Raw genomic sequence first — 21648 nt, 5'->3', positions numbered from 1 at the left:
GTGTCTTATTTTATTTAAACCAGTGAATTAAAACTGCTATAGGGCCTTCTATTTTTAATAAGTGATAACGCTGGCAGTTTTCTTTATCTTTAATTGAGTGACAAATGTAAACCCAGTTGTTGCGGCTATCGAGTTCAACTCGGCCTTTGGTATCGAGGAAAAAATTGCCGTAGCCAAACCGCTCTGGAATGTAAATACTATTGGCAGTTACTTTCAACTTCGAATAGGTCACAAGCTTCGGGTAGGGAAGCAAACACAAGATCAGAAAAACTAAGCCCAATAAAACCAGCTTAGTTTTGGTAAATCCTGCCTTTTTCTCAACAGCTTGCGCTTTACTTGTATCTTCAAGCTCTTGTAACGCTGCCATTTTTTCTTGAATAACGGCTTGCTGACGGGCGATTTCTGCCTGCTGCTTTTTGCGTTTTAAGTCTTGCTGAAACGCTTCCTTGTTGAGCAATTTTTCTTTAGATGCCACTACTTATCCTGTTGATTTCTAAAGTTGATGTCGCTATTTGCGACCATATAGGCAAAGGTAGCGTAAATGCTAACATTTTGCTGTAGGTTTTTTGGATCGATTTTATCTAAAGTATCTTCTTGGCTGTGATGGTAATCAAAGTAATCACGGCCATCTTGTAACCAGTTAACAACAGGCACGCCTAGCTTTGCTAACACAGATACATCTGGTCCACCTAATGCGCGATTGTGGCCACGCATTACACTTAAATGTCTCACTTTGGCCAATATTTCATCGGTGAAGCTCAGCGCTGAATGTGCTACGCGTGTATCAAAACGCCAGACATCACCTGCACCAAAGTCAGACTCAGCGGCAACAACTATGTTATCTAGTGTTTGTTCGTGTTGTTTAGCAAATGCTTTGGCGCCTTTTAAGCCAAACTCTTCATTAGCGAACAATACCACTCGAATACTGCGCTTTGGTTGCCCCAGTTGTTTTACTGCATGTGCTGCTGCTGTGACGATCGCTACGCCGGCGCCATTATCAAGTGCACCTGTCCCTAAATCCCAAGAATCTAAGTGGGCACCGAGCAATACATATTCATCGGGTGTTGTTGAACCTGTGATTTCACCGATTACGTTATAAGATGTTTTCCAGTTTTGCTCTTGGTTTTGTATGTTAAGTGCAATTTCTACACCTTTGTCGTAACTAAATAAGCGATCGAGTAACTCCGCGCTACTGACACCAATTGCTGCGGCAGGAATTTTTGCAATTTCAGGGTGATAGCGCAATGAACCAGTGTGCGGATTAGCAGAAGATGCTGTTGAAATAGAACGAATGATGACTGCTTTTGCGCCTAGTTTAGCGGCTGCAATTGCACCGTGCGTTCTTGCGCTTACTTGTTTAGCGTACGATTCACCTGTTTTGTCACGTTCCATTTTGCCTGCAAGATAAACAATTTTACCTTCAACATCTTGACGGTTTGCTTGTTGTAAATCGAGTAAGGATTCAAAGCGAACAACTGATGCTTTAATGCCTTGTTCAGGGGTCGAGATTGAGCCACCTAAAGCGCTAACATTTAACTCATGTTGATAAGGGCTGCTTACTTGTAAAGACGCTGAAACGCGTTGCCAATCTCGAACCTGGACGGGCTGTTTGTAAATTTTATCAAAGCCCAGTTCCGTCATCTTCTGATGCGCCCAATCAACGGCTTTTAAGTCATTTTCGCTACCCGCTAACCTCGGACCAATTTCTGTTGTCAGTGATGCGACGAGTTCATATGCCAAGTCTGATTGTTGGCTGTTTTGTTGCAGTTGCTTTATCGCTTTGTCATTAAATTTAGGTGCGGCAAGACAAAAAGATGAAAAGAGTAAGGTTGAGATGCCTAACAAAAGCGTTTTTTTCATATGAATCATTGATCATTATCACAGTAAGTTGACCGACATTTTATGTTGCCAAGCTAACTTTGTCTCGCCTAATTAGGTGTTTAAAGAAAATTAAATAATCTTGCACATCACATTTGAGGAGGGAGTCACGCTTAATTGATAAATTGACTCATGCCCTGTCAAAGCTGAGGTTTACTCATTTATCGCGTTTTCAAAATAAAGTTTATGACTGGTGGTCAACTTTGCACTGGTCTAATCTGTCATTTGTTTGACTTATTTCTACCATTTTTCTTTCATTTTGCCTGAATAAATTAGCTGCGTTTTTACAAACTAGCCACGAGAAATATAATGAATAACAAAAAACTTAAACTTTCTGTTTTAGCTACGGCTATTACTTTAGCGCTAACTGCTTGTGATGGTGATGACGGTGCAACGGGTGCTGTAGGCCCACAAGGTGCTCAAGGTCCACAAGGCGAACCAGCAACGGTTTCTGATACGGTTAAAGCGGTTAAAGAAGACCCATCGGTCAATAACCCAAACGCTGGTAAATTAACGCGTTTAGCAACGGTTCCTACTGGTGCAGAAGTGACAGGTATCTTCTTAACGGATGAAGGTGATTTATTCTTCAACGCTCAGCACCCAAGTGATGCAAACGTTGAAACAGATAGCTTAAACAACGTTGCCTACAACACGGGTACAGTAGGTGTTTTAGCTGGTGTTAACTTCAACGACTTACCAGAAACATTGATTGAATCACCTGTTCCTAGCAGTGAAATGGAACGTCAAACAGTTATTTCTGCTTATGGTCAATACCAAGTATTAGGTCAAACTGGCGACACATACGACGGCATGTTAGCTAAAGGTTTAGGCCATATCTATGCTATCAACAACCCTGATGAACTTTTACTAGAAAACGATATGCCTGACTTTAACGGCTATGTATCTATGGGTGAAGGTAAAGGTTATTTATTTACTAACTGGGAAATGTATCCAGGCGGTATGAGCCGTTTGATGGTTGAAAAAGATGCTATGGGTTACTGGTCAGTTACTGATGCTGAAATGATTGATTTCAGTGCGGTAAACGGTACTGCAGCAAACTGTTTTGGTTCAGTTACGCCTTGGAATACACCATTAACATCTGAAGAGTGGATTGTTAGCTCAAAGGTTGATACGACTCAATCTGCATCTTGGAATAACCCTGAAGTAGTTAATGATGCGGGTCAAATCTTAGGTAACATGTGGGCATTAACTGCACCAGCTGCACCAAACCCTTATGACTATGGCTACATTGTTGAAATTAAAGATGCAGTTGGTGAAACACCAATGCCTGTGAAGCACTTTACTTTAGGTCGTTACGAGCACGAGAATGCAACAGTAATGCCTGATGGCAAAACAGTTTACTTATCACAAGATGATACGGGGGGCGTTTTATTCAAGTTCGTTGCTGACACGGCTGAAGATTTAAGTGCTGGTACGTTATACGGTGCTAAATTGACTCAAGACGCAGGTCAAAACGACCCTGCAACAACGGGTTTTGGTGTGTCTTGGATTGAGTTAGCACACGGTGACAATGCAACAATTGAAGGTTGGATTGATGAATTCGACGGTATTGGCACAGACCAATACGTTGATGGCGAAACAAGCTACATGACAGTTGCTGATGTTGAAGCATGGGCAACAGGTGCTGCAACTTACCCTACTGTTGAAAATGGCGGTGGTAAAGTGACAGCCGGTCAACCAATGGATGATCGAGTGGCATTCTTAGAGTCTCGTCAAGCTGCTCGCCAATTAGGTGCGACAGCTGAATGGCGTAAGCTTGAAGGTATTTCTATTAACACCAAACGCGCACAAGAAGCGGTTGAGGGTGTTGATACCATTGCTGGTGAAGATGTTGAAGCGGCTTACTTATATTTAGCTATTGCGGATATCGACAAAACTCTTATCGACGGTGAAGGTGATGTTCAATTATCTAGCCGTGTTAAAGATTGTGGTGGTGTATATCGTGCAATGTTAAACGAAAACTATGACATCTCTCGCATTGAACCTGTTGTTATGGGCTCTACTTACCGTTCTAGCCTAGATGGTGCAGCGCGTTGTGATGTTGATCAGTTATCACAACCAGATAACGTGATTGTAATGGACGACGGTCGCATCATTATTGGTGAAGACGGCTTCCAAGAAAACAATACGTTATGGTTATACGAGCCAGTTGCTAAGTAACTGACGCTTTGAGTAAGGCACGAAAGACGCTTTTGGCTTTCGTGCCTATTCTCAACTGATAAAGAATAACCATTCTTTGACCTGCTTTACACGAAATAAACGAAGTCCATCATGTCTAATATGCCACGCACTCACTTATCAATGGCGTTTTCGCTATTGGCTACCTTCATCGCTTTTGGTTTGCACAATGTTGCTATTGCTAGCCAAGCTGCCGTTAACTCAATAAAAGCGCTTGATTACATTAAGCACAATGAAAAATACAACCCAGAAGCGGTTATTCCTCCTCAGTGTTACACCCGTACCGAAGGTAAAAATAATCCGTGTTATGTGTGTCATCAAACTTACTCACAAACCGAACAAAGAAGTAACTTAATGGCAGATGGCGGGTTACAAGGCGAATATGAATTTTCTGATCTTGGGATGGAAAATAGCTGGGTTAACTTGTTTACCGACCGAACAGAACAAATAAAATCACTTAGCGATGAAATGATTCAACGCTGGGTTGAGCAAGATAACTATCAAGTATTTATTGATGCAAAAGCTAAAGATACGCAATGGCGAGGTGAATACACACCGATTGAGAACTTAGCTTATCCTGACAAAGCCTTTGATGAAAAAGGCTTAGCGAAAGACGGTAGTGCTTGGGTGGCTTATAATTACAAACCTTTCCCAAGTACTTTTTGGCCAACAAATGGTTCAACTGGTGATGCGATGATCCGTCTGCCAGAGGCATTTCGTCAGCTAAACGGTCAATACAATGAAGCTGTTTATTTTGCCAACTTAGCGTTAGTTGAGATGGCAATTAAAGATAGCGAACAATTATCAACATTAACCATTGATGAAAAGCAACTTGGCCAAGACTTAAACAAAGATGGCAAACACAGTCTTGTTAATCACATTGTCAAACAGTCGCATTACCTGGGCGATGCAAAAAACGTCAAAATTGAGAAGATGTTGTACCCGCAAGGGACTGAGTTTTTACATACGGTACGTTATCTAGGCATTAATTCCCAAGGCGAGATTTACAATGCGCCACGTATGAAAGAAGTGCGCTACATGAAAAAGCATATGTTTAAGAGTGTAGCCAAACTAAAAAGTGCTTATTTTACTGAGTTTAAAGAAAAGGAATTTGAACAATTACCTAAAACGAATCACTTAGGTGATCGCGGTATTGGCAACGGCTTTGGTTGGACCATCAATGCTTATATCGAAGATGAAGCGGGAGCACTTCGTCAACAGCACGATCAAGAAATGGAATTTTGCAACGGTTGCCATAAAACTGTGGGTAGTACTATCGACCAAACGTTCTCTTTTGCCCGTAAGTTAGACGGCTTAGCTGGTTGGGGTTACATTGATCTTAAAGCCCAAAAGGATGTACCTACTATAGGTGAAGAGCAGGGGGAGTTTCTAACCTATTTACAACGTGTAGGTGGAGGTGATGAGTTTAGACAAAACCAAGAAATGTTAGATAACTGGTTCACTTCAGATGGTCAGGTTAACAAACAAAAAGTATTGGCACTTGATAACGTCTATCAACTTATTATGCCATCAAAGCAACGCGCGCTTGATTTAAATAAAGCCTACTTCACGTTAGTTAAAGAGCAGAGTTACCTTTTTGGCCGCGATGCTGTAATTGGCAAAGCTAAAAATGTATTACAACAAGTTGACGATTCACAGGCTCCGCTAGATGAAGCGAATCGTTACCAATACGATATCCGCCTTAATTGGCAACATTCGGCCTTAAATACCGCTAACGCTATCAAAGCTAAGGCACAACAAGGAGCAAAATAATCATGTTTGATTATGTTTATGCTTGCGGCTTGATGGCATTAGCGATTGGCACGGATGTGGTGATGGCCACCTTGTTGCAGCGACAAGCTCTACAAAAACATGGCTTGCTTAACACTTGGTTAGTTGGTGTGTCTTTGTCGCACACCTTATTACCTGCTGCTGGTTATTTACTTACTTTAGCGAGTATGCATTTCATTCCGACCATTACGCCTTGGGTGGGGGTTTTTGCTTTTGTTTGTATCGCTATTTTCCTTTACCAAGAGTTCACGGCAAGTGATGAAGATGTCGACAGCTTAAGCCATTTCAGGTTAATTACGTTTGCGTTGATATTAACGGTAAGTTGGGATGCACTTTGGTCCGGTCCGGCCAAATCTGCGCAAGTTGTGGGTTGGCAACAATGGCATATTATCAGTTCGTTTTTTGTCGTTGGTTTACTTGTTTGGTCGATGGCAAAATTCAGTTTGTGGGTTGCGCAATTTAAATTTCCTATTGCATCTAGTTATGGGGTTTGGTTAGGGCGCTGGTTACAGTTTTCTGTCTTGGGGTATTTCGCAGGTAAAGCCCTGGTGCTGTATACCTTAGGCTGGCAAGTCGCTGATTTAACTTTACTTGTCATTGCCAGTTTAATTGTCAAATTACTCATGTTGTGGCAATTGGCGGTTAAGACAAAACGTCCACTTCAGCTTAATTAACAGCTGTGACTTCTCTAGAGCACACTTTAATTAAGTGTGCTTGATTTATCTAAGAGAAGTTAATCAAATAAGTGATCATCACGACTCAAGTTTAACGGCTGGATAGATACGTAGCTTGGTTGTGTTGACAATGCATTTAGTTTGCTAGCGGAAAGGATGAAACGTCGGCTTTAGTGTTAATAGATATTCAGTTGAAATGATCGCTAGGTGCAGAAAAAGCAGAGGTGGTTTCGTGTCATTCTCACCTCTGCATTTTGAAGAGAAGTATTTAGTGCACTTGAATGCAGTGAAGGTAATTGGCTAATTGAAATCTTAATTTATTAGATAAACTGTCATCTAGCATCATCATCTCTAGCAATTGTGCTAAATCATCAGGTTGCTGTACAAAATCACGGTTTAATTCATTAATTAAACCAAGGCCTGCTAGTTCATTAACAATAATGTTGTGTGTTGAGTTAACCATATTATCTGCCATTTCTTTTCTCACTACTTCATGACTTGTTGGGTATTTTGAACTGGCTTTGTTAAATTAATATTAACGATGGCGTTAAGTTTTATTTCAAAATCAAAAGGTAAGCACCTTGGTTAAGTTAATTCAATACCTATTATTCGTGTTGTGCTTTTCAGTTGTTAGCTATGGCTACGGGCAATCATTATCAGCGGTTAAACAATTAGCACAGGCATATGAAAATAAGCGTTCTGATCTACAGATCCAATTTAAAGCAAGGGTCATTAAACTGTTACCTGATGATTTGAAGGGCAGTAAACACCAAAGGTTTATCGTCAAGTTAGCGTCAAAACAGACATTGTTAATTGCTCACAATATCGATCTCGCGCCAAAAATTAACTCGCTAAAAGTAGGTGATTGGGTTGAAGTTTACGGTGAGTATGAATGGAACAATAAAGGCGGAGTTGTGCATTGGACGCATCACGATCCGAAAAAACGTCACACTGATGGTTGGATTAAACACAAAAATATCTTGTATCAATAATTTATTGGTAAAAATGCTGGGTGTCTTAAAAGTGACTTTTTAAATTGCTAGCGTGGTCTACTATTTAAGCAAGATTAAGCTTAACCCATATGCCAAATAGATTGTTGCTAGATACTTTGCCTGAACTCAAGCAAATTGAGTTTATTATTGAATCCAACCGCAGCTTATTACGCAGTCAAGTTTTAGCTCATGTGCCTTATCAAAATCAGTTATTTCCTATTCATGCCATTTCTTTAGGCACAGAAAATTCAAAAGCGCCTTGTATTACTTTTGTTGGCGGTGTACACGGTCTTGAGCGCATTGGCTCTCAGGTGTTAATTGGTTTTTTAGAAACCTTATTGGGCCGAATGCAATGGGAGTTATCCATTCAGCAAATGCTGGAAACAGTACAAATTAACTTTATTCCTTTGGTTAACCCTGTTGGGGTAGCGCAGCACTGGCGTTCAAATGGTAATCATGTTGACTTGATGAGAAATGCGCCCGTAGAAAGCCAAGAAAAAACGGCCTTTTTAGTCGGTGGACAGCGATTAAGTAAACACATTCCTTGGTTCAGAGGAACAAAAAATCAGCTTGAAGTTGAATCCCAAGCCGTGACTGACTTTATTCGCAGCAATGTTTTTCAATCGCCTTTTAGCCTTGTACTCGATTGTCATTCAGGCTTTGGCTTACATGATAGGCTTTGGTTTCCCTATGCTAAAAGTAAACTGAAACCGATTCATCACATAGGTGAGGTTTATCACCTGCGCGAGCTTTTATTTCAGACCTACCCGCATTTGAGTTATGTATTTGAACCTCAAGCCAAACATTATTTATGCCATGGTGATTTGTGGGATTATTTATATGATGAGTCGTTAAAAACTGAAACAGTATTTTTACCGCTTACACTCGAAATGGGATCGTGGCGTTGGGTGAAGAAAAACCCTATTCAGTTATTAAAAGCTTTGGGCTTATTTCATCCAATGAAACCTCATCGAGTGAAGCGCGTGTTGCGAAGTCACCTTATACTGATGGATTTTTTGATGCGTGCCACCGCATCTTATAAAAATTGGCTAAATGATGGTAAGAGTTTGTCCATGGAGCAAAAAGCGACTCAGCTGTGGTACGACAACTAATGGAGCTATCTAACGAACGACCTGTATTATTAATCAGAGGTTTATTGCGCAACCAATACCACTGGGGCGACTTTCCCAAGCAGCTATCTATTCAGTTAAAACGCCGAGTTATTTGCCTCGATATTCCGGGTAATGGTCATCAATATCGAGAAGACAGCCCAAGTAGCATTTCAGCTATGCGGCAAAGTTTGTCTGTTCAATTGGATGGTCAGTTACCCAAACAACAATCTGTTGATGTAGTGGCCATTTCGATGGGAGGAATGATTGCTTTAGAGTGGGCGCAAGCCGAACCTAAAAGAATTCAATCTTTATGTTTGATTAATACCAGCTTAAAACAGTTCTCACCTTTTTATCAGCGCCTAAATTGGCAGTGTTACCCGCTTGTTACTGTGTTTCTATTTTTATCAAAAATTAAAAAAGAACACATGGTTTTTAAGTTGACGTCTAACATTAATGACAAGTATGTTAGACAGGATACTATTAACCATTGGTTAGCCATCGCCAAGCAATTTCCTGTACGCACAGTCAATGCCTTTCGCCAGTTATTCGCTGCAGCGAGTAGCCCTATCATCAAAAAACCTCAACAAAAATGCATACTTCTTGTTAGTGAAAACGATCAGCTCGTTTCAGCTAAATGTTCAAAAGCAATCGCTCAGTTTTGGTCGCTACCTATTTTGTTAAATGACAAAGCAGGCCATGACATGGCACTAGATGATGCTGATTTTGTGATAACCGCATTAAGAAGCTGGTTTGACTCAAAATGTTAGATATGCTTTTTGTTACATATTACAGTCATTTAGGGCTATCCAGTTAATTATAAATTTTTTAATCTAGGGGTTAATAGGAACTTGGTTCATTTATTGCTAACAATTTTAATCAGCAATGGGGGTCAAGTTTTTGACTTTGATGCCGAAGTTAAATTTAAAGGGATTATGCTCAAGTAAATTCATAGAAGAAAAGTACGTTTGGTTTTTTTTCTAAAAAGCTAATAAATACAGAGATATGAGCTAAACTAATTTTTAGCAAACTGATCTAATCACTCTTAATTTAGGGGTATTTTGAATGACACTACGTAAAAAAGTAGGCCTGTTAGTTGGCCTTATTTTAGCCTCATTTTTGGCAATAATGGTTGTAGGCTTATTTACGTTAAAAGTTGCAAGTAATAATGACAACAAAGCTAGGGTAGAGCAGTTATTACTCTCGACTTATAACGCTGTTGTTGAAATCGAAAAATATGCTGCTCAAGGTAAAATGACCCAAGAAGCCGCGAAAGAGCTGGCAACAGAAATACTGCGCAATAACAAATACAAAAAAGGCGAGTATGTATATGTAGCCGATGAAAATTTAGATTTTGTCGCTGCACCTTATGATCCCCAGCTTCATGGTACCAGCTTCCACGAATTTAAAGATGGTAAAGGCCAAAGTGTTGGTAAAATTCTACTCAATGCCGTTAATAAACAGCGTTCGGGTATTGCTGAATACGAATGGACACAAAAGCAAGCCGATAACTCTATTGAAAACAAATTATCAGTAGCAATCAGAACACCTGAATGGGGTTGGTTTGTTGGTAACGGTATTGGTTTCAATGAAGTTGAAGCGCGTTTTTGGAGTTCTGCACGTTGGCAGATTGGCATCTGTTTATTCTTAACTATAGTACTAGGCGGTATTTTATTAATGGCGACTTCTCGCCTGTTAAAACTACTTGGTGGCGAACCGACTGATGTATTGAGCTTAGTTAAAACCGTTGCATCGGGTGATTTAACCAATACACAAAGTGTTGATACATTTGCTGAAGAAGACTCCATCTATGGTTCGACTGTTCGTATGCGTGCATCTTTACAAGACATCATGAGTAATGTGTCGAATTCAGTTTCTCACCTTCGCAAGGAAATTGAAGCCGCGGACGAACGTACCTCAGAAATTGATGAGAAGTTCGAAGTTCAAAAATTAGAAATCGATATGGTTGCTACAGCCATGACGCAAATGTCATCTTCATCACAAACCGTCTCAGAAAGTGCGGGTTCTGCTGCAACTGCTACCCAAGATGCAGATAAAGAGGGTGAAAGAGCACACGCTATTGTTGATAGTGCCGTATCATCAATTGAAAGCTTAGCAAATCAAATTGATGAAGCGAGTGAAGTCATTACCGCTTTAGGTAGCGATGTTGCTAATATCGTATCTGTGTTAGATGTAATTCGCGGTATTGCCGAACAAACTAACTTATTAGCATTAAACGCGGCGATTGAAGCTGCTCGTGCCGGTGAGCAAGGTCGTGGTTTCGCGGTTGTTGCTGATGAGGTACGCAGTTTAGCTAAGCGTACGCAAGACAGTACTGAAGAAATTCAAAATATGATTGAGCGCCTGCAAAGCGGTTCTAAACGCGGTGTAGATGCGATGGATATGAGTAAAGAATCAAGTGCAGGCACAGTTGAGCAGACTCAACAAGCAGCACAAGCTTTAAACCAAATTGCTCAAGCTCTCAGCACGATCACTGATATGAATAATCAAATCGCAACTGCAGCTAGCGAGCAAAGCCAAGTGGGCGATGATATTTCTCGCCGAATTAATATGATCGCAGAAAGCTCACATGAGGCAGCAGACGTAGCGCGTGCAGGTAAAGACTCGACACATGCTTTAGTTGAGTTAACAGATAACCTAGAAGAGATGATGTCTCACTTTAAAATTAGTTAATCTGCAAACATTTTAGTAAGATGAAAAGCCGACGTTATGTCGGCTTTTTTGTCTTTGTAATTCATATAGTTAAGGTTAATCAATGCTGCGTTTTCTCCACTCTCCCATTTTTACTTTTCTCGTTGGTTTTGTTTTGTTATGTACAGCGGGCTACGAAACGTGGTTAACGTGGGAAGAAAGTGTTATTGGTGCTCATCATGGTGTATTACTTTATGCGTTTACCCATATTTTAAAGACGGTTCCTGAGCTTGCAGAGGGCGCTTGGCGAGTTGATGAAGCGGTTAATGAAATGAGTCCTGATTAACAGGACATAAAAAAAGCGAGTACCCATACTCGCTTTTTTTATCTATCAAAGATTACTTATTTTCTGCGCCAGCTGGTACCTGTTGCACTTTCTTCAAGAATTATCCCCATCTCGTTGAGTTTATCTCTTACTTCATCTGCTACTGCCCAGTTTTTGTCTTTACGCGCTTGGGTACGCATTTCAATTAAACGTTCAATTTCAGCTACTTCTTCATCAGATTCATCACCTTGTAAGAAGCTGTCTGGGTCTAATTGTAATACACCTAATATCTCGCCTAAGCCTTTTAAAATAGCGGCAAGCTCTGCCGCTTTTTCCAAGTTATTAGCTTTTTCTCGGTTGATGGCCTTAGTCAGCTCGAAAATAACGGCTAACGCTTCCGGCGTATTGAAATCGTCATCCATTGCTTGGCAAAAACGCGCTACATACTCATTTTCTTTATCAAGCTCAATTGTAGGAATTGTTAAATCACGCAGTGAGGTATAAATACGTTCAAGTGCTGCATGTGCTTGATCTAAATTCTCTGTCGAGTAATTGAGCTGACTGCGATAATGGCCTGATATAAGGAAATAGCGAACCGTTTCTGCATCATATTTGGCTAATACATCTCTAACCGTAAAGAAATTACCCAGTGATTTAGACATCTTAACTTGGTCAACTTGTACCATGCCTGAATGCATCCAGTAGTTCACATAGTTGGTTTTATGTGCACAACAGCTTTGCGCAATTTCATTTTCATGATGAGGGAAGGTTAAATCAGAGCCCCCTCCGTGGATATCAAAGTGACTGCCTAGTACTTTTTTGTTCATTGCCGAACATTCTATATGCCAACCTGGACGGCCTTCTCCCCAAGGTGAAGTCCAGCTAGGTTCACCTGGTTTTGCCATTTTCCACAAAACAAAATCAAGTGGGTTGCGTTTTGACTCTTCAACATCAACACGAGCACCAGCTTGTAATTGCTCTAAATCTTGGCCGCTTAGCTTGCCGTAGTCAGGGTAGCTTGAAACGTCAAATAGTACATCGCCGTTATCGGCTACATAGGCATGACCCTTGTCAACGAGTTGTGCGACCATATCGATAATTTCTTGCATATGTGTTGTAACACGAGGCTCGACATCTGCAGGTAGCATGTTTAATGCGGCAAAGTCTTCGTGCATCATAGCAATAGTGCGCTCAGTTAATTCGGCACAGGTTTCTTTATTTTCGATTGCGCGTTTAATGATTTTATCATCGACATCTGTGATGTTTCTGACATAAGTCACTTCATAGCCGCTAAAACGCAGGTAGCGAACCATATTGTCAAAGCTTATGTAAGTGCGCGCATGACCAATATGACTTAGGTCATAAACAGTGATCCCGCAGACGTATAAACCAACTTTATTCTCTTCAATTGGTTTAAATACTTGTTTTTCTCGGGCCAGTGTATTGTATATTTGCAACATGCTTTTTTCTTCGGTGCTGTTTGATTGACAAATTTGCTCTATTCTAACAAGTCGTTATTGTTACGTCTTGCTTTTATCGAGCGATGGCTTGTTTTAGAATAGGTATTTTTACACCTATCTTATTTAACGTTTACCAAAGAGAAACGAAAATGATCACTTTTAGCACAAATTTTGGCGACATCGAGATTGAATTAGATTTTGATAATGCACCTATTTCAGCAGCAAACTTCTTACAATACTGTAAAGACGGTTTTTACGAAGGTGTTATCTTCCACCGCGTTATCAAAGGTTTCATGATCCAAGGTGGTGGCATGGAATCAGGTATGTTAGAAAAAGATACACGTGAACCGATCAAAAACGAAGCTAACAATGGTTTAAAAAATGAGATTGGTACGTTAGCTATGGCTCGTACGATGGACCCTCATTCTGCAAGTGCACAGTTTTTTATCAATACAGCTAAAAATGATTTCTTAAACTTCCGCAGTGAAACTGCTGATGGTTGGGGTTATGCAGTATTTGGTAAAGTGGCTAACGGTATGGACGTGGTAGAAAAAATCGAAGCAGTTCAAACAGGTAACTATGGCTACCACCAAGATGTACCTGTTGATGAAGTGATTATTGAAAAAGTCACTGTTGCTGAGTAAGCAGTTTCAGATTGTTGTAATGTAAAGCGAGCTTAGGCTCGCTTTTTGGTATTTGAAATGGCTTATTATTTTATTTCCGATCTACATCTTGCAGAAAATCGCCCTGATATGACGCAGGCATTTTTTGATTTTTTAGCCGATATTCAAGCTGAGGCTGAGGCGCTATTTATCCTCGGTGATTTTTTCAGTTTTTGGATTGGTGATGATGATACTTCAGATTGGTTAATACCGGTGAAATCGCGCATTAAGCAGGCCAGTGAGGCTGGGTTAACGATTTATTTCATGCCTGGTAATAGAGACTTTGCGCTGGGTCAAACTTTCTGTAAAGAAACAGGTATGCAGTTTTTGTCAGATCCGACTATTGTAAACTTATACCAAGATCGGATTTTATTGGCGCACGGTGATGCTTTTTGTACCGATGATGTCGACTATCAAAGATATCGAAAGGTTATTCAGCACCCGCTTACTTTATTTGTCCTTCGTGCTTTGCCGTTGAGTTGGCGATTGAAAATTGCCCAAAAGCTCAGAGCATCAAGTAAAGAAAAACAGCAAATGGCTGACCAAAATATTTTGGATGTAAACCTTGATACTGTGTCAGATGCTATGGATGCTTGGCAGGTTGATTTATTGATACACGGCCATACTCACAAACCCAAAATCCACAATAATGCAAGAAGCTCAGCTAGAGGAACACGCATCGTATTGGGAGATTGGTACGAACAAGGTAGCTATTTAGAATTGAGCCAAGATGGCTTTCAATTGTTTAGCTTAACTTTACCAAAATTAGAAAGCTAATATATGGATTATCATATATGGTTTGGGTAATATAAGGGTAAGTTGATGGATGCATCAATCAAGCTATTTAAAGCACTTAATGATGAAACGCGTTTACAAATCGTTTTGTTATTAACTGCTAAGGCTGAATTGTGCGTATGTGAATTAACATCCGCATTGCAATTAAGCCAACCTATGGTATCTCGTCATTTATCAATTTTGAGAGATAACGTATTAGCCCACGAGAGAAAAGGTCAGTGGGTTTATTACCGTTTATCTGATGACCTAGCACCATGGCAAAAACAAGTTATCGAACTTGCCGCAGAGGCAAACCAAGACACTATTAACACTTTGACTAGTCGTTTGGAGCAAGCCGCTGTTTGTTGCTAGATTGACTAGCAACAGGAGCAACTCATGACAATTAAAGTGGGAATTAATGGGTTCGGCCGTATGGGCCGGCTCACTTTTCGTGCCGCTTACGGCAATCAAGACATTCAATTTATCAAAATAAACGACCCCGGTGGAAATGCTGAATGTTTTGCTCATCTACTTAATTTTGATTCTGTACATGGTAAATGGCACCACCAAGCCCATTTTGAGCAAGATTCAATTGTCATAAATAATGATGTCATTGCTTTTGAGCAAGCATCTAGCATTGAAGATGTTGACTGGTCTGACTGCGATATTGTGATTGAAGCATCGGGTAAAAAAAATAAAAAAACAGAACTTGAAAAGTACCTTGCTCAAGGTGTTAAAAAAGTGGTTGTTACTGCACCGGTAAAAGAAGAAGGCGTGCTTAATATTGTGATGGGGGTTAACGATGAATTATACGTTGATCAGCCTCTTGTCACAGCTGCTTCATGTACTACAAATTGTTTGGCTCCAGTGGTTAAAGTCATCCACGAAAAGCTTGGCATTAAACACGGTTCGATGACGACCATTCACGATATTACTAATACCCAAACTATTATTGATGCGCCACATAAAGATCTGCGTCGTGCACGTTCATGCGGTACAAGTTTAATCCCAACGACAACAGGCTCTGCAACCGCTATTACTCATATTTTCCCTGATTTAAAAGGTCGTTTAAATGGTCATGCTATTCGCGTACCACTGACCAATGCATCAATTACTGATTGTGTGTTTGAGGTAGAGCGAGCTACAACGGTTGAAGAAGTTAACCAGCTATTAAAACAAGCTTCAGAAAATGAATTAAAAGACATTTTGGGTTTTGAAACTCGACCTTTAGTGTCAATTGACTACAAAACTGATCCGCGTTCATCTGTGGTCGATGCGTTATCGACGATGGTAATTAATAACACTCAAGTAAAACTGTACCTTTGGTACGATAACGAGTGGGGTTATGCAAATCGCACTGCTGAATTGATGTTAAAAGTAGCGAAATCTCTGTAATTGAAAATGAAGAACCTCTCTCAAGCCGTTAAGCAGTACTTAATTGTTACAGGTAACTATTGGGCATTTACGTTGACCGATGGTGCACTTCGTATGCTGGTCGTTTTGCATTTCTATCAGCTCGGTTATGGCGGCTTAGAGATTGCGTCTTTGTTTTTGTTCTACGAGTTTTTTGGCATCGTAACTAATTTAGTGGGTGGTTGGCTAGGTGCGCGTATTGGTTTAAACAAAACCATGAATATTGGACTTGCTTTGCAAGTGATTGCATTGGCTATGCTGGCAGTGCCCAGTGAGTTTTTGATTGTTCCTTATGTAATGTTCGCCCAAGCGTTATCTGGTATTGCGAAAGACCTTAATAAAATGAGTGCAAAGAGCAGTATCAAAGGGCTCGTTAAGGATAAAGGCAACGCAGATTCTCAGCTGTATCGCTGGGTAGCTATCTTAACTGGTTCGAAAAATGCGCTCAAAGGAGCGGGCTTTTTCTTAGGTGGCGCATTACTGTCTTGGTTTGGATTTCAGCTCGCGTTAGCTATTATGGCTGGGGCGCTACTCGTGGTTTTTGCTTTCAGTCTATACGGTCTACAGGACGACTTAGGAAAAGCGAAAAAGAAACCTAAATTTAACCAGTTATTTGCTAAAAGTCGTGAGATCAATTACTTATCTGCTGCGCGGCTCTGTTTATTTGCTGCTAGAGATATTTGGTTTGTCATCGCTTTACCCTTGTATTTGGCATCAGTGTTCAGTTGGCAGCATTGGCAAGTAGGTGCCTATATCGCTTCATGGGTTATTGGTTATGGCATCGTTCAGGGGGTTGCACCTAAACTGACTCAAATCAGTTCACAGTTAAACATTAACCAAGCACTTTTTTGGGTCATCAATTTAACCCTGACGACTTTAGTATTAGCCTTGCTCATTCATTACCAAGTGAGCATTGAATGGACATTACTGATTGGCTTGATGGTCTTTGGTGTCGTTTTTGCGGTGAATTCATCTTTGCATTCATACTTGATTGTTAAGTATGCCGACAAAGATGGGACGTCATTAGATGTTGGTTTTTATTACATGGCGAATGCGGCAGGACGATTATTAGGGACTTTATTATCAGGCTATTTGTTTCAAGTTTACGGTTTTGCGGCTTGCCTTTGGGGCGCTGTGATTTTACTAACCGCTAGCGCTGTTTGTTCAATTGCTTTGCCAAAAAAAGACTAATGTTTGATGTATTTGGTTAACAATTTTTCAAAATGGTTAGCCTTATTCAACTTATCGATACTGGCCTGTATTTTCGTTTTTAGTGCGCTGGGCATTGCCAGAGAAAGTGCACAGTAGTATTTCTTCCGATTAACCTCCAATACGTCGTAGCGCTCGAGTAATGTTAAATATTGGGCCTGGATTTTACCTGTGATCACGCCATCTACTTTTGCTTGATCAAATTTTGCCAAATTGGCGCGAGTCGACATGCTATTTCTTTGATCGACTTTAAATCTGCAATTTTATTAAGTTTAACACGACTTAAAATGATATCGGGAGAGGTTAAAATGGCTTGTGACCAAGTAATGCCATTAGAATTAAACCATTTAGGGTTGGCTGTGCAGTAAAAACTCGCTCCGTTAGCAAGTAGCTCTTTTTCAATATTATTGCGATTGAGTTGCAAAAAGTTGATTTGAATTGCGGCATCAAAGGCAATGGCTTGGTAGACATCTAACAACCATCCTGAATAGATTTGATAGTTGTGATCTCTTAGTAATATGGGGGCCGTTTGTTGTTTACTGTAAATCGCTTGTATGGGAGTTGTTTCGGCTTTAGCTGTAAATATACAGATTAAACTTAACAATACGACTTTGCTTGCAATCTGGCGATAAAACATTATGGACCTTCATAAAAAATGTATCGATTTACGTAATTTGATTAATAATAATTTTGTATTGAATTCAGATACCTATCGAGACAATCACAGCAGATGAAATACTCTTTTGCAAATTAATCTACTCATCTTATTGGTTAGCACTAAAAAAATGCCAGAGTTAGCTATGCTTACTGGTAATAAGGAAAATCTATTTTAAGTTTGAAACCAACCGCACGAAGGATTCGGTGTTATTGGGTTGAGTTTTGAATCGCTAGAGGCTAAGGAATGTTACTAGCAAATAAAGTGAGAATGATGGCTGTCAGTTTTTGGGCGCTGGTGATTTTATTGTCACTGGTAATCAGCCATTTATACTACACCAAAGCCTATACAACTGCTTCTAACCAAAGCAATGTTCAGTTTACTCAGCAGCTAGAGTTGACTCTTAGCGGCCGCTCAGGGCCTGACTTTCAAAATAGCTTCAAACAACTTACACACACTTATTTACCGCAAGGACATTTTAAAAAAGCACTGTTATTTGATAGGCATTTACAGGTAATTGCATCAACCGACAGTAATTTAAATGGCCAACTTGTTGCCCAGTTAGGACTAGAGCAGATGGTCTTTAGTGCACTCAAATCAGCTCGTTCTCAAGGGCAATCCCAAGTGGTGTATTTTGATAACAGGAGCAAGGCTAACCTCAAACCTTCAGAGCTGATGACTAATCAATCCATACAACAGGTGCTAAAAGGTGCTTCTGAAATAGCCGTATCCATTACGCCAATAAATTTAGCACCAGAGCGATTGAGTTATTTGTTACTTGTTCCCGATTATGCCAATGCTAAATTAGCTGCAAAAAGGGTTACTTGGCGTTTATCGCTACTTTTATTTTTTGGTGCATTATTAGTTTTGTCTTTTTGGTTTTTTGCTATCAATAAGAACTTTCAAAAACCTATTGCGCTATTACTTAACCAACTTAACTTGAAAGATCAAAACCACTCGTTATTTGGCGCTATATCCAAGCGAGTCAATGAGTATAAAAAGCAATCAGAGCAATTTAAGCAGCTTTATGAAGATACAGAGCAATCATACAAACAAAGATTTAATGCTTTGCCTTTTGCAGTATTTCAAACTGATAGTAACGGTTTTATTCAAGCTGCTAATGATAGTGTGCATATCTATTTTGGCACTGAAGATGAGACTTTATTAATTGGCACTCAGTTGCATGAATTGTTCTTAAATACGGATCATCAGAAGTTCCAACAACTGATGAACCAATCAAATGTGCAAAGTATTGATGCATCACCAAAAAAACATCCTTCAAGCCTATTTCAAATTCAAATCAATCAAATAGAAACACCTGACAAAGCTTTTATTTTTACTGCAATTGATTTGACTAATAGCTTGCAAATCAAAAGGGACTTGGAGAGTCAACATGAAGAATTTAGGTTGCTATTTGACAAGTCTCCTGTGGGACTAATCAAAAGTGATTGGAGCGAGGTGAAAACCCTGCTGGAGTCTCAACAAGTAAATAAAGAGAGCGATTTGTTTAGCTTTCTTGCAAAGCATGCCTCTTTGCTTGCCGAGGTGATAAAAAAAGTACAGTTGGTCAATGTTAACCCTATTGCGCTTTCGATGTTTAGAGTAGAGCTGGCGCAGCAACTGTATTCGCTCATTTTCAAAGCTAACAAAAAAGCGGTGAAAACAGTTTTTAAAGAGTTTTTATTGGCTTTACTTCGCGGCGGCCAATATTTTGAAAGCGACTTGAGTATACGCTTTGAAAATGGTGAGCGTGTTCATTTCCTGATTCGTTTTTACCAAGATGGGCATCAACAAGATTGGTCAAAAGTTTATGCTGTGCTAATAGATGTGACCGAAAAACAAAAATTAGAAGATAAGCTTCAAGAACAAGCGCTTATTTTTTCTCGTTGGAAAGAGTCTAATTTTATTGGTGTACTACATGTCAAAGAGTCTGGTGAGGTTATCGATGCCAATCAAACTGCACTTAAATTATTTGGTTTTAACCAAGCTGAACTCGATAGTGGTTTGTTTAATTGGCGCCAACAAACACCGGTAGAGCATCTGGCTAGTTCTGAGGATGCTATTAAGCAAACCTTGGAAAACGGCTATTGGACACCTTTTAAAAAAGAGTATTACAACAAAGCTGGAGAGAAAATTCCGGCACTTGTCGGTGGGATGTTATTTAAAATCGAACCCAATGAATACATTGTTTTTATCATCGATTTAACAGAACAAGAAAAACTGCACAGCGAATTGAGTGTGAAGAAGCAGTTTTACGCCAAAATCCTCAACAATTTGGCTGGTGCTGTAATAGGCATTGACAAAACCGGAGTGATAAAAAGCTTTAATCATCATGCAGAAGCTATGTTTGGTTACCAGCTAGATGAAGCTTTAGGACAAAATGTAAAAATCCTAATGAATGATAATGATGCCAAACAGCATCAAAGCTACCTTCATAATTACAGTCAATCGGGTAAACGAAAAATATCACCTGATGGTAGGCAATTAATTGGTAAACGTAAAAATGGCGAGCTGTTTCCACTGTTACTCTCCATAGCCGAGCTTTCTGAATTAGATACTTATGGGGTTCACTATATTGGTATTTGCCATGATCTCAGTTCTAAGGTTGAAAAAGAAGAACAGTTAAAGCGAGCCGAGAAAATGGCTGCATTAGGGATATTATCCAGTGGGGTTTCACACGATTTTAATAATATCCTTGCCATTATTAGTGGTTACTGTGGCATTTTACAGCAGCAATTAACGGGCGATGAGAAAAAGCTAAAATACGTCAAGCAAATCGCTCAGGCTTCGGCAAGAGGTGCCCACTTAACTAAAAAATTACTCGATATATCTAAACAAGACAGTGTAGAAGTTAGCTATTTGTTTATTCATGAACACGTTCGAGTTATTGAATCAGAGTTGAAAGAGGCGTTAGGCAATAAGCATAAACTCGATTTACAGTTATCAGCGAGCATGTTGCCCGTTAAGGTTGATGTATTTGATTTTGACAATGCCATTATCAATCTTGTCATCAATGCAAAACACGCGATGAAAGATAATGGCGTGGTCAGCATTGTTTGTCGAGAGGTGAGTTTAGCAACTGAACAAGCCAGTCGGTTAAATTGTGAACCAGGGCGTTATATATGCTTGACGATAAGTGATACCGGAGCTGGGATAGAAGCTGACGTACAAGCTAAGATATTTGAACCTTTCTTTAGTACTAAAGGAGAAAAGGGCACTGGCCTGGGGTTAACACAGGTTTATAACTTTATTCGTCGCTCACATGGCGCAATAAAAGTTAGTTCTGCCCAACCAAAAGGCTGTTGTTTTGAGCTTTACTTCCCAGCGCTCAAAGTAGTAGAGCTTGTTGATGATGCCAGTAAGCAAAGCACTGCATCAGCAACTGAATTCAATGAAAACGAATTATCTAAAGATGCACATTTAAAAGATAATCGAGCAACCTCGGTCATTGTCGTTGATGATGAAAGTGAGATCGCTGCTATTGTTGAAGATGTATTAGTCACAGAAGGTTATCAGGTAAATACGTTCTTAAAAGCTGAGCATGCCTTGGAATATTTAGGTGAACACTCGGTAGATATTGTTTTATCAGATGTCAGAATGGACGGTATGAATGGTTATCAGTTATGTAATCAAATTGCTGATAACCATCCAGAAATTAAGTGCTTACTCATGTCCGGTCACAATGAGCATACCGCTTCAAGTCAATTTGAAGAAAGGTTGCAACAAAATTGTTTAGAAAAGCCATTTACCCGAGAAGCATTGTTAAACAAAGTTTCGGCTATCGCTTAAATTTATTTGAACTCTTTATTCGAAACACTCGTATACAAAATTAGCGCAGGGTTTTGCCTTTTATCA

20 protein-coding genes are annotated in these 21648 nt (G+C 39.8%); 14 read left to right on the top strand and 6 right to left on the bottom strand.

The features are described from left to right. Positions 1 to 10: 10 nt before the first annotated feature. Together HR060_RS06245 and HR060_RS06240 are read right to left on the bottom strand one after the other, a co-directional pair. Positions 11 to 475, bottom strand: coding sequence for a hypothetical protein (locus HR060_RS06245; RefSeq protein ID WP_174199428.1), 465 nt, complete (start codon positions 473 to 475; stop codon positions 11 to 13). Continuing rightward, the gene (locus HR060_RS06240; protein ID WP_246283094.1) at positions 475 to 1860 is read right to left on the bottom strand and encodes a M20/M25/M40 family metallo-hydrolase; all 1386 of its coding nucleotides are present in this window, start codon (positions 1858 to 1860) and stop codon (positions 475 to 477) included. Before HR060_RS06240 ends, HR060_RS06245 begins: the two co-directional genes overlap by 1 nt. Positions 1861 to 2187: 327 nt before the next feature. On the opposite strand from HR060_RS06240, the gene HR060_RS06235 reads away from it, so the two are divergent. The 3 genes from HR060_RS06235 (at position 2188) to HR060_RS06225 (ending at position 6542) form a co-directional block, all read left to right on the top strand. Beyond that, positions 2188 to 4059 (top strand): alkaline phosphatase PhoX, encoded by a 1872-nt coding sequence (locus tag HR060_RS06235; RefSeq protein ID WP_174199426.1) that lies wholly within the window; start codon positions 2188 to 2190, stop codon positions 4057 to 4059. 120 nt (positions 4060 to 4179) lie between these two features. After that, positions 4180 to 5850: a hypothetical protein gene (locus HR060_RS06230; protein ID WP_425487454.1), complete on the top strand. Its 1671-nt coding sequence runs from the start codon at positions 4180 to 4182 to the stop codon at positions 5848 to 5850. 2 nt (positions 5851 to 5852) lie between these two features. Then, on the top strand, positions 5853 to 6542 hold the full coding sequence (locus tag HR060_RS06225; protein WP_174199424.1) for a hypothetical protein: 690 nt from the start codon (positions 5853 to 5855) through the stop codon (positions 6540 to 6542). Positions 6543 to 6810: 268 nt separating this feature from the next. Here HR060_RS06225 and HR060_RS06220 read toward each other — a convergent pair whose 3' ends face one another. Next, positions 6811 to 7017 (bottom strand): hypothetical protein, encoded by a 207-nt coding sequence (locus HR060_RS06220; RefSeq protein ID WP_174199423.1) that lies wholly within the window; start codon positions 7015 to 7017, stop codon positions 6811 to 6813. Positions 7018 to 7123: 106 nt separating this feature from the next. Between HR060_RS06220 and HR060_RS06215 the strand changes: the two genes are divergently transcribed. The 5 genes from HR060_RS06215 to HR060_RS06195 all read left to right on the top strand — a co-directional run bounded on the left by HR060_RS06215 (position 7124) and on the right by HR060_RS06195 (position 11641). Next, the gene (locus HR060_RS06215; protein ID WP_174199422.1) at positions 7124 to 7534 is read left to right on the top strand and encodes a DUF3465 domain-containing protein; all 411 of its coding nucleotides are present in this window, start codon (positions 7124 to 7126) and stop codon (positions 7532 to 7534) included. Between the two features lie 89 nt (positions 7535 to 7623). Continuing rightward, on the top strand, positions 7624 to 8646 hold the full coding sequence (locus HR060_RS06210) for a M14 family zinc carboxypeptidase (protein ID WP_174199421.1): 1023 nt from the start codon (positions 7624 to 7626) through the stop codon (positions 8644 to 8646). Then, complete coding sequence (locus tag HR060_RS06205; protein WP_174199420.1) at positions 8646 to 9413, top strand: alpha/beta fold hydrolase; 768 nt, start codon at positions 8646 to 8648, stop codon at positions 9411 to 9413. The genes HR060_RS06210 and HR060_RS06205 overlap by 1 nt, the downstream gene beginning before the upstream one ends. Before the next feature lie 295 nt (positions 9414 to 9708). Next, on the top strand, positions 9709 to 11337 hold the full coding sequence (locus HR060_RS06200; protein WP_174199419.1) for a methyl-accepting chemotaxis protein: 1629 nt from the start codon (positions 9709 to 9711) through the stop codon (positions 11335 to 11337). Between the two features lie 82 nt (positions 11338 to 11419). Next, positions 11420 to 11641 carry a hypothetical protein gene (locus HR060_RS06195; protein WP_174199418.1) on the top strand — a complete coding sequence of 74 codons (222 nt, stop codon included), beginning with the start codon at positions 11420 to 11422 and terminating at the stop codon, positions 11639 to 11641. 56 nt (positions 11642 to 11697) lie between these two features. Here HR060_RS06195 and cysS read toward each other — a convergent pair whose 3' ends face one another. Next, positions 11698 to 13080 (bottom strand): cysteine--tRNA ligase, encoded by a 1383-nt coding sequence (gene cysS, locus HR060_RS06190; protein ID WP_174199417.1) that lies wholly within the window; start codon positions 13078 to 13080, stop codon positions 11698 to 11700. 149 nt (positions 13081 to 13229) lie between these two features. On the opposite strand from cysS, the gene HR060_RS06185 reads away from it, so the two are divergent. The 5 genes from HR060_RS06185 to arsJ are packed head-to-tail and all read left to right on the top strand — an operon-like array spanning position 13230 to position 17120. Beyond that, complete coding sequence (locus tag HR060_RS06185; protein ID WP_174199416.1) at positions 13230 to 13724, top strand: peptidylprolyl isomerase; 495 nt, start codon at positions 13230 to 13232, stop codon at positions 13722 to 13724. 57 nt (positions 13725 to 13781) lie between these two features. Beyond that, positions 13782 to 14519 carry a UDP-2,3-diacylglucosamine diphosphatase gene (locus HR060_RS06180; protein WP_174199415.1) on the top strand — a complete coding sequence of 246 codons (738 nt, stop codon included), beginning with the start codon at positions 13782 to 13784 and terminating at the stop codon, positions 14517 to 14519. Positions 14520 to 14564: 45 nt separating this feature from the next. Then, complete coding sequence (locus HR060_RS06175; RefSeq protein WP_174199414.1) at positions 14565 to 14888, top strand: metalloregulator ArsR/SmtB family transcription factor; 324 nt, start codon at positions 14565 to 14567, stop codon at positions 14886 to 14888. Positions 14889 to 14912: 24 nt separating this feature from the next. Next, complete coding sequence (locus HR060_RS06170; protein WP_174199413.1) at positions 14913 to 15911, top strand: ArsJ-associated glyceraldehyde-3-phosphate dehydrogenase; 999 nt, start codon at positions 14913 to 14915, stop codon at positions 15909 to 15911. Positions 15912 to 15917: 6 nt separating this feature from the next. After that, positions 15918 to 17120: an organoarsenical effux MFS transporter ArsJ gene (arsJ, locus tag HR060_RS06165; RefSeq protein WP_174199412.1), complete on the top strand. Its 1203-nt coding sequence runs from the start codon at positions 15918 to 15920 to the stop codon at positions 17118 to 17120. On the opposite strand, the gene HR060_RS06160 is transcribed toward arsJ, so the two are convergent. Together HR060_RS06160 and HR060_RS06155 are read right to left on the bottom strand one after the other, a co-directional pair. Next, positions 17117 to 17368, bottom strand: a complete 252-nt coding sequence (locus tag HR060_RS06160) for a hypothetical protein (RefSeq protein WP_174199411.1) — start codon at positions 17366 to 17368, stop codon at positions 17117 to 17119. The genes arsJ and HR060_RS06160 overlap by 4 nt on opposite strands. Beyond that, a complete protein-coding gene (locus tag HR060_RS06155; protein ID WP_174199410.1) occupies positions 17323 to 17775 on the bottom strand; it encodes a hypothetical protein in 453 nt (150 codons plus the stop codon). The genes HR060_RS06160 and HR060_RS06155 overlap by 46 nt, the downstream gene beginning before the upstream one ends. 264 nt (positions 17776 to 18039) lie before the next feature. Here HR060_RS06155 and HR060_RS06150 point away from each other — a divergent pair, with 264 nt between their 5' ends. Beyond that, complete coding sequence (locus HR060_RS06150) at positions 18040 to 21582, top strand: PAS domain S-box protein (RefSeq protein ID WP_174199409.1); 3543 nt, start codon at positions 18040 to 18042, stop codon at positions 21580 to 21582. The last annotated feature ends 66 nt before the right edge of the window (positions 21583 to 21648 follow it).

Origin of the sequence: Marinifaba aquimaris (assembly GCF_013328345.1) — a bacterium.
GTDB classification, from domain to species: domain Bacteria; phylum Pseudomonadota; class Gammaproteobacteria; order Enterobacterales; family Alteromonadaceae; genus Marinifaba; species Marinifaba aquimaris.
Note: the sequence above shows the minus strand (reverse complement) of the source record. Positions and strands in the feature narration are given on the sequence as shown.

Coding starts and splice junctions, on each gene's coding strand:
- HR060_RS06240 (WP_246283094.1), bottom strand. CDS start 1,860: ATGAAAAAAACGCTTTTGTTAGGCATCTCAACCTTACTCTTTTCATCT.
- HR060_RS06235 (WP_174199426.1), top strand. CDS start 2,188: ATGAATAACAAAAAACTTAAACTTTCTGTTTTAGCTACGGCTATTACT.
- HR060_RS06230 (WP_425487454.1), top strand. CDS start 4,180: ATGCCACGCACTCACTTATCAATGGCGTTTTCGCTATTGGCTACCTTC.
- HR060_RS06225 (WP_174199424.1), top strand. CDS start 5,853: ATGTTTGATTATGTTTATGCTTGCGGCTTGATGGCATTAGCGATTGGC.
- HR060_RS06220 (WP_174199423.1), bottom strand. CDS start 7,017: ATGGCAGATAATATGGTTAACTCAACACACAACATTATTGTTAATGAA.
- HR060_RS06210 (WP_174199421.1), top strand. CDS start 7,624: ATGCCAAATAGATTGTTGCTAGATACTTTGCCTGAACTCAAGCAAATT.
- HR060_RS06205 (WP_174199420.1), top strand. CDS start 8,646: ATGGAGCTATCTAACGAACGACCTGTATTATTAATCAGAGGTTTATTG.
- HR060_RS06200 (WP_174199419.1), top strand. CDS start 9,709: ATGACACTACGTAAAAAAGTAGGCCTGTTAGTTGGCCTTATTTTAGCC.
- HR060_RS06195 (WP_174199418.1), top strand. CDS start 11,420: ATGCTGCGTTTTCTCCACTCTCCCATTTTTACTTTTCTCGTTGGTTTT.
- cysS (WP_174199417.1), bottom strand. CDS start 13,080: ATGTTGCAAATATACAATACACTGGCCCGAGAAAAACAAGTATTTAAA.
- HR060_RS06185 (WP_174199416.1), top strand. CDS start 13,230: ATGATCACTTTTAGCACAAATTTTGGCGACATCGAGATTGAATTAGAT.
- HR060_RS06180 (WP_174199415.1), top strand. CDS start 13,782: ATGGCTTATTATTTTATTTCCGATCTACATCTTGCAGAAAATCGCCCT.
- HR060_RS06175 (WP_174199414.1), top strand. CDS start 14,565: ATGGATGCATCAATCAAGCTATTTAAAGCACTTAATGATGAAACGCGT.
- HR060_RS06170 (WP_174199413.1), top strand. CDS start 14,913: ATGACAATTAAAGTGGGAATTAATGGGTTCGGCCGTATGGGCCGGCTC.
- arsJ (WP_174199412.1), top strand. CDS start 15,918: ATGAAGAACCTCTCTCAAGCCGTTAAGCAGTACTTAATTGTTACAGGT.
- HR060_RS06160 (WP_174199411.1), bottom strand. CDS start 17,368: ATGTCGACTCGCGCCAATTTGGCAAAATTTGATCAAGCAAAAGTAGAT.
- HR060_RS06155 (WP_174199410.1), bottom strand. CDS start 17,775: ATGTTTTATCGCCAGATTGCAAGCAAAGTCGTATTGTTAAGTTTAATC.
- HR060_RS06150 (WP_174199409.1), top strand. CDS start 18,040: ATGTTACTAGCAAATAAAGTGAGAATGATGGCTGTCAGTTTTTGGGCG.